Source organism: Alcanivorax sp. (assembly GCF_014762765.1).
GTDB lineage: Bacteria > Pseudomonadota > Gammaproteobacteria > Pseudomonadales > Alcanivoracaceae > Alcanivorax.
On sequence record NZ_JABURH010000155.1, the window covers coordinates 26,787 to 33,501 of the forward strand.

8 protein-coding genes are annotated in these 6,715 nt (G+C 59.3%); 4 read left to right on the forward strand and 4 right to left on the reverse strand.

Going from position 1 to position 6,715, the window contains the following annotated elements:
• From HUJ17_RS11380 to dusA, 3 genes are all read right to left on the reverse strand, one after another.
• Positions 1 to 434 (reverse strand): TerB family tellurite resistance protein (locus HUJ17_RS11380; protein ID WP_290510802.1); only part of this gene is annotated, 434 nt, incomplete at its 3' end.
• Complete coding sequence (locus HUJ17_RS11385) at positions 431 to 1,381, reverse strand: transaldolase (protein ID WP_290510803.1); 951 nt, start codon at positions 1,379 to 1,381, stop codon at positions 431 to 433. The genes HUJ17_RS11380 and HUJ17_RS11385, both read right to left, overlap by 4 nt.
• A 247-nt stretch (positions 1,382 to 1,628) precedes the next feature.
• Positions 1,629 to 2,627: a tRNA dihydrouridine(20/20a) synthase DusA gene (gene dusA, locus HUJ17_RS11390; protein ID WP_290510804.1), complete on the reverse strand. Its 999-nt coding sequence runs from the start codon at positions 2,625 to 2,627 to the stop codon at positions 1,629 to 1,631.
• A gap of 284 nt (positions 2,628 to 2,911) precedes the next feature.
• Between dusA and HUJ17_RS11395 the strand changes: the two genes are divergently transcribed.
• The 3 genes from HUJ17_RS11395 to HUJ17_RS11405 all read left to right on the forward strand — a co-directional run bounded on the left by HUJ17_RS11395 (position 2,912) and on the right by HUJ17_RS11405 (position 5,787).
• Positions 2,912 to 4,396, forward strand: coding sequence for a SulP family inorganic anion transporter (locus tag HUJ17_RS11395; protein ID WP_290510805.1), 1,485 nt, complete (start codon positions 2,912 to 2,914; stop codon positions 4,394 to 4,396).
• A 23-nt stretch (positions 4,397 to 4,419) separates the two neighbouring features.
• Positions 4,420 to 5,268: a universal stress protein gene (locus tag HUJ17_RS11400; protein ID WP_290510806.1), complete on the forward strand. Its 849-nt coding sequence runs from the start codon at positions 4,420 to 4,422 to the stop codon at positions 5,266 to 5,268.
• A gap of 183 nt (positions 5,269 to 5,451) precedes the next feature.
• Positions 5,452 to 5,787, forward strand: coding sequence for a YnfA family protein (locus tag HUJ17_RS11405; RefSeq protein ID WP_290510807.1), 336 nt, complete (start codon positions 5,452 to 5,454; stop codon positions 5,785 to 5,787).
• A 74-nt stretch (positions 5,788 to 5,861) separates the two neighbouring features.
• On the opposite strand, the gene HUJ17_RS11410 is transcribed toward HUJ17_RS11405, so the two are convergent.
• On the reverse strand, positions 5,862 to 6,404 hold the full coding sequence (locus HUJ17_RS11410) for a DUF4399 domain-containing protein (protein WP_290510808.1): 543 nt from the start codon (positions 6,402 to 6,404) through the stop codon (positions 5,862 to 5,864).
• A 162-nt stretch (positions 6,405 to 6,566) separates the two neighbouring features.
• Between HUJ17_RS11410 and HUJ17_RS11415 the strand changes: the two genes are divergently transcribed.
• Positions 6,567 to 6,715 (forward strand): glutamate--tRNA ligase family protein (locus HUJ17_RS11415; RefSeq protein WP_290510809.1); only part of this gene is annotated, 149 nt, incomplete at its 3' end.

Below are 6,715 nucleotides of genomic sequence, written 5' to 3' on the forward strand. Positions count from 1 at the left end.
AATTCAGTCGCTTTCAGCTTCGCCCGAATATAGTCCCCATGCGACACATACAACAGGTCACTGACCCGGCGGATCAGGTGTTCTTCGTGGGCATCGGCGTGGCCGTCGGCAGCGGCCATGGCCCACATTTCCTCGATCAAGGTGACTCTTGGTTCCGGCCCCCAATGATCGCGAAGCGGGCGGGTGAATTCGAACAGGTCGGTGGCCTTGTCCACGCGGTCTTCCAGTTCGGAGAGGATGTCATCCATCTCCTGCGGCTCCAGATGCCAGTGCTTTTCCACCGCCTTGATCAGACGTTGTGATTCTTCCTGTGCTACCGTGCCGTCGGTACGGGCCACTTCCAGAAGCAGGGCGGCAGCCGCCCGGTGCAGGTCGTGCTCGTTTGTCTGCTGTTGGGGCTGGTCGGGGCGAAAGAGTCGGTTCAGCCAATTCAAATTACACCTTCCTCCTGCAATAGCGCTTCCAGCGCCAACTGGTCGTTGGCGAAGCGGCGGATGCCATCGGCGAGCAGGTCGCTGGCCATGGCATCGTCATTGAGTTGCCAGCGGAACGCGGCCTCGGTGACGGCCTGCCAGTCGTCCTCCGGGGCCACCAGTTCCGCATCCAGTACCCGGGTCAGACTCCCGGTATCGGCAGCCAGTTCCCTGAGCAGGACCGGGCTGATGGTGAGCTTGTCGCAACCGGCCAGGGCTTCGATCTGGCCGGCATTGCGGAAGCTGGCGCCCATGACGATGGTTTCCAGACCCCGGGCCTTGAAGGTGCGATAGATCTGGCGCACGGACTGGACCCCCGGGTCGTCATCCGGGGTGGCAATCTCCATGCCCTGTTTGCGGTGCCAGTCGAAGATGCGGCCCACAAAGGGGGAGATCAGGGTAGCGCCGGCTTCCGCTGCGGCCAGGCCCTGAGCCTGGTTAAAGACCAGCGTCACATTACAGCGGGTGCCTTCCTCCTCGAGGACTTCCACGGCGCGGATGCCTTCCCAGGTAGCGGCGGTCTTGATCAGGATGCGGGACGGGTCCACGTCCAGTTCCCGGTAGATGGCCATCAGACGACGGGCCTTTTCCACCGTGGCGCGGGTATCAAATGACAAACGCGCATCCACCTCACTGGAAACACGACCGGGAATCCGCTCCAGGATGGCCTGGCCGGCCAGGCAGGCATAGCAGTCCGTCAGCCAGTCCATCTCCCCGCCATGGCCCAGGGTGCGACACAGATCGGCTGCCTGTTGCAGCAATGGTCGGTAGCGTTCGTCTCGGGCCGCTGCCAGCAGCAGGGAGGGGTTGGTGGTGGCATCTTCCGGTGCCAGTTCGGCGATCATGTCCAGATCACCGGTATCGGCCACCAGAGAGGTCCATTGGGCTAGCTGTTCGCGTTTGTTCACGGTTTCCGTTCCTTTCGGTGTCGTGGCGGGGCACGGTACTGCGCCGCCATGACAGAATTATTGTTTCACCACGGAGCTCACAAAATGCACAGAGGTAAATCGGGTTGTGGGAAACCATGCTTGCATGGTGAAGAGGTGGGCACGGCATTCGCTATCCAAGCATAGCTTCCCACAAAAACAGATTGTGCCATCCGGCTTGTTGGTTCTGTGAACGCTGTGTCCTCTGTGGTGAAAGGCTTGTTACAGCCTAAGATAGTTGCGCCAAAGCGTCCATGAGCACTTGCGGAGTGGTGTCCGGCTTGTGCATGTTTTCGCTCAGGTGACGGCGAAAACGGCGGGCACCGGGCTCGCCCTGGAACAGGTTGAGAATATGGCGCAGGGAATGCTTGGGTGCATGGCCCAGCGCGTAGCGCCGCTCCACATAAGGCAGGAATTGTTCGGCCACATCCCGGCGGCTGGGTACAGGGTGGTCATCGGCAAACACGATGCGATCCGCATTGGCGAGAAAATAGGGATTTTGGTAGGCCTCGCGACCAATCATCACCCCATCCACGTCGCCCATGTGCGCATGCACTTCGTCCAGAGTCTTCACGCCACCGTTGAGAATGATTTCCATATGGGGGAAGGCCTGCTTGATGGCGTAGGCCCGCTGATAGATCAGCGGCGGAATCTCCCGGTTTTCCTTTGGGGACAGCCCGGAGAGGATGGCCTTGCGGGCATGGATGGTGAGACTGGTGCAGCCGGCCTGTTCCATGCGGGTAACAAAGCGATAGAGAAAGTCGTAATCATCCTGGTCATCGATGCCGATGCGGGTCTTTACGGTCACGGGGACGCTGACAGCAGCCTGCATGGCCTCCACGCACTGGCCCACCAGTTCCGGCTCGGCCATCAGAATGGCGCCGATCTTGCCCTGCTGCACCCGGTCCGACGGGCAGCCCACATTGAGGTTGATCTCGTCGTAACCGTATTGTTCGGCAATTCGGGCGGCTTCCGCCAGGTCCTGCGGTTCGCAGCCGCCCAGTTGAAGCGCCACCGGGTGCTCTTCGTCATTGAATGCCAGAAACCGCTCACGATCCCCGCGCAGAATCGCCTGGGCCACCACCATTTCGGTGTAGAGCAGGGTGTGGCGGGTAATCAGCCGGGCCAGAAACCGGTAGTCGCGGGTGGTCCAGTCCATCATTGGGGCGACGGACAGGCGCCGATCAGGCTGAAGCGACGGGGCTGTTTGGATCAAGGAATCATTCATGCAAGGCGATAACACGGGTATTGGGTCGACTATTGTCGCATGTTGCGGCGCTGCGGCGTAGGGCGGGCGGCGGCGTTGCCTGTCAAAGGCCTGCCGGCTCTGCTAGACTCCGCGCCTTTCCGAACCACTCGAGACTGTTCATGATCCTCTCCCGGCTGAGTCCGCCCTAGTAGACAGCCCGTCTCCGGCTTTGCCGTATGGTGCCCTGCGCCATGTCATCCCGTGTTCTGTTGCCCTTGAGCAGCATCCTTGTCTGTCGTATTTGCAAAACAGGATTGTTCTTCATGCTTCGATCTATTCAGCAGGAATGGTTCAGTAATATCCGTGGTGATTTACTGGCGGGTTCCGTTGTGGCCCTGGCCCTGATTCCGGAGGCGATTGCCTTCTCCATCATTGCCGGTGTGGACCCCAAGGTGGGGTTGTATGCATCTTTCTGTATCGCCGTTGTCATTGCGTTTGTCGGCGGCCGCCCGGGGATGATTTCGGCGGCAACCGGGGCCATGGCGCTGGTGATGGTGACCCTGGTCAAAGACCATGGCCTGCAGTATTTGCTGGCGGCGACGGTGTTGACCGGGATGCTGCAGATTGTTGCGGGCTTTCTGCAGCTTGGCAATCTCATGCGCTTTGTCTCCCGCTCCGTGGTCACCGGCTTCGTGAATGCCCTGGCTATCCTGATTTTCATGGCGCAGTTGCCGGAGCTGGTCGGGGTAACCTGGCATGTGTATGCCATGGTGGTCGCCGGCCTGGCGATCATTTACCTGCTGCCGCTGCTGACCACCGCAGTACCATCACCCCTGATCTGTATTGTCGTGATGACCGGGATTGCCATGTATCTGGGTCTGGATGTGCCCACCGTCGGTGACAAGGGTGATCTGCCGGACAGTCTGCCGGTATTCCTGTTGCCGGATATCCCGCTCAACCTGGAAACCTTGAAAATCATTCTGCCGTACTCTCTGGCCCTCGCCGTGGTAGGCCTGCTGGAATCCATGATGACGGCAACCATCGTGGATGATCTGACCGATACCGATAGCGACAAGAATCGCGAATGCAAAGGGCAGGGCGTGGCCAACATTTTCTCCGGGTTCCTGGGGGGGATGGCCGGGTGTGCCATGATCGGCCAGTCCGTGATCAACGTGAAATCCGGTGGCCGCAAGCGCCTGTCCACCTTGTTTGCCGGTTGCTTCCTGCTGGTGCTGGTGGTGTTCCTGGGGGAATGGGTGTCCCAGATACCCATGGCCGCGCTGGTGGCGGTGATGATCATGGTGTCCATTGGTACCTTCAGCTGGGAGTCCATTACCAACATGGCCAAGCATCCGGCCAGCAGCACCGTGGTGATGCTGGCTACGGTGTCGGCCACCGTGGCAACCCATAATCTGGCGATCGGGGTGGGTATCGGCGTGGTACTCAGCGCGCTGTTCTATGCCAATAAAGTGGGGCGCGTTTTCTATGTGCGCTCGGATCTTGATGAAACTGACAGCAGCCACCGCCGCTACGAGGTGCTGGGGCAGGTATTTTTCACCTCCGCGGATCAGTTCATTGCCTCCTTTGATTTCAAGGAAGCACTGGATAAAGTGACTATCGATGTACACCGTTCCCACTTCTGGGATATCACCGCCATTGGGGCACTGGACAAGGTGATCATCAAGTTCCGCCGTGAAGGGACCGAGGTGGAGCTGATCGGCCTGAACGAGGCAAGCGCCACCCTGGTGGATAAATTTGCCGTGCACGACAAGCCTGAGGCGGTCGAAAAACTCATGGGCGGCCACTAACAGCCTGCCAAAGGAGAAGAACAATGAGTGATGTAATTGCCTGTATTGATGGCTCTCCGGCCGCGGCCCGGGTGTGCGACTACGCGGTGTGGGCGGTGCAGCGTCTGAATGCACCGTTGACGTTGCTGCACGTTCTGGATCACTCCCGGTACCCGGTGGAAAGTGATCTTAGTGGCAACTTGTTGTTGGGTGGCCGCGAGTCCCTGCTGACCGAACTGTCCGAGCTGGATGCCAAGCGCAACAAGCTGGCACTGGAGCAGGGCAAGCTGATGCTGGAAGCCGCTGCCGGTCGCGCCATTGAAAAAGGGGTGAGCGAACCCAAACAGCGCCAGCGACATGGTGGTCTCGTGGAGACACTGGCCGGGATGCAGGAGCAGACCCGCATTTTGGTGATCGGAAAACTGGGCGAAGAACATGCTGGTGAGGCCGCCCAGGTGGGCGACCATGTAGAGCAGGTGATTCGTACCATGCACAAACCGATTCTGGTTGTGCCTGCGGATTTCAGTGAGCCCGGCAATATCATGCTGGCGTTCGATGGCAGCCCGACCTGTCGTGAGGGTGTGAAAATGCTGGCTGCCAGTCCGCTGTTCCTGGGTCTGCCCTGTCATCTGGTTGCCGTGGGCAAGGACAAACAGCTGGGCGAGGATCTTGCCTGGGCCCGTGACACCCTGGAGCAATCCGGTCACGAGGTGAAAGTGGCGCAGTTGGAAGGGGACGTGGAGCCTTCTTTGCACCAGTACCAGCAGGATAACGGTATTGATATGGTGGTCATGGGTGCCTACGGGCATTCCCGCATCCGCGAGTTCTTTGTGGGTAGCACCACCAGCAAGATGATCAAGCATGCCACGGTGCCCCATTTGCTGCTGCGATAAGTCGCTGGCGCGGCGAACCGGAAAGCGCTCAGAGAGAAGAAAGTGACGCAGCCAGAGCAGCATCGCGTTCGGCTGAAATTGCTGGCAGACCGATTTATCCCAGGGATGGGTTATTGATCCCGTCAGCGTTTTCCGCACTGAGCACGCCAATGTCCGCGTATTGATCTATACCGGGAGGTTGTCTTGCCGGAATTGAAAATTCTGGGGCTGTTTCTGATTACGGCGATCGCCGAGATTATGGGCTGCTATTTGCCTTATCTTTGGCTGCGTGAGGGAAGGTCCGTCTGGCTGTTGATTCCTGCTGCGTTGAGTCTGGCGGCTTTTGCCTGGCTGCTGTCGTTGCACCCCACGGCGGCGGGCCGGGTCTATGCGGCCTACGGCGGCGTGTATATTTTCGTGGCCATTCTCTGGTTGTGGGGCGTTGATGGTATCCGTCCCACGGGCTGGGATATTGTCGGGTCGCTGGTGGCGCTGACCGGCATGGCCATCATCATGTTTGCGCCTCGGCAGATAGGGTGACGCCTGAGGCTTGATGCCGGACCCCTGACGCGAAAAGAGAAACTTGTCGGCGTCTGAGGTCCGGCGTTTGACCTTTATTCCACGGTAATGGTGATCTTTTCAGACATTACCGGCGGTTCATGGGGCACGTGCATGTGATCACCCAGCAGCAATTGCAGGGTATGGGTGCCCGGTTCCAGTTCCAGCTCGGTTTCTGTCTGGCCCTTGCCGAAATGCACCACGTTGTCGTTGGCCGGCAGCGGGAAGTCCATGGCAGGCATGGAATCCTTATCCAGGTCGATCAGCAGGTGGTGGTGACCGGCATGTTCCTGCTCGGTACCGGCGGGCACCACGTCCATGCCTTCCAGGCCGAATTTCACCGTTACGGGGCTGGTCACGGTCGCACCATCAGCGGGGCTGAGAATGGTCGCTGTGGCACCTTCCGGGGCGCTACTGCGGGTCATGCCGCTATTGCTGGTGTCTTCGGCCATGGCAGCGTCTGTCTTGGCATCAGTAGCGGGTGCTTCGGCTGCCGGGGTGTCGGTTTTGGGCTCTTCACTATTGTCTGAGCAGCCCTGCAGCAGAGTAGCGCCAGCGATCATGGCGACCAGCACAGAGTGTTGAAAGGGAATACGCATGGTCTTTTCCTTTTCTTTCTGTCGTGTTGATAAAATCTGCTGGCCGCGAGCCAGCAGAAGAATGAGTGGCGTTCAACCTTAGCAGAAAGCCGGTGGGGCGTGTCTATGTGCGTCACGCTTTGACAGGTATAATCCGCGCCAGTTTGCATTATTGGAGTCAGCATGACCGTCCGTACTCGTGTAGCGCCGTCGCCCACCGGTGACCCCCACGTAGGCACCGCCTATATCGCCCTGTTCAATCGCTGTTTTGCCCACCAGCACGGTGGTCAATTCATTCTGCGGATTGAAGACACGGACCAGACCCGCTCCAC

Bases quoted from the DNA above. Each gene is read 5' to 3' on its own strand.
- dusA (WP_290510804.1), bottom strand. From the start codon at position 2,627: ATGAATGATTCCTTGATCCAAACAGCCCCGTCGCTTCAGCCTGATCGG.
- HUJ17_RS11395 (WP_290510805.1), top strand. From the start codon at position 2,912: ATGCTTCGATCTATTCAGCAGGAATGGTTCAGTAATATCCGTGGTGAT.
- HUJ17_RS11400 (WP_290510806.1), top strand. From the start codon at position 4,420: ATGAGTGATGTAATTGCCTGTATTGATGGCTCTCCGGCCGCGGCCCGG.
- HUJ17_RS11410 (WP_290510808.1), bottom strand. From the start codon at position 6,404: ATGCGTATTCCCTTTCAACACTCTGTGCTGGTCGCCATGATCGCTGGC.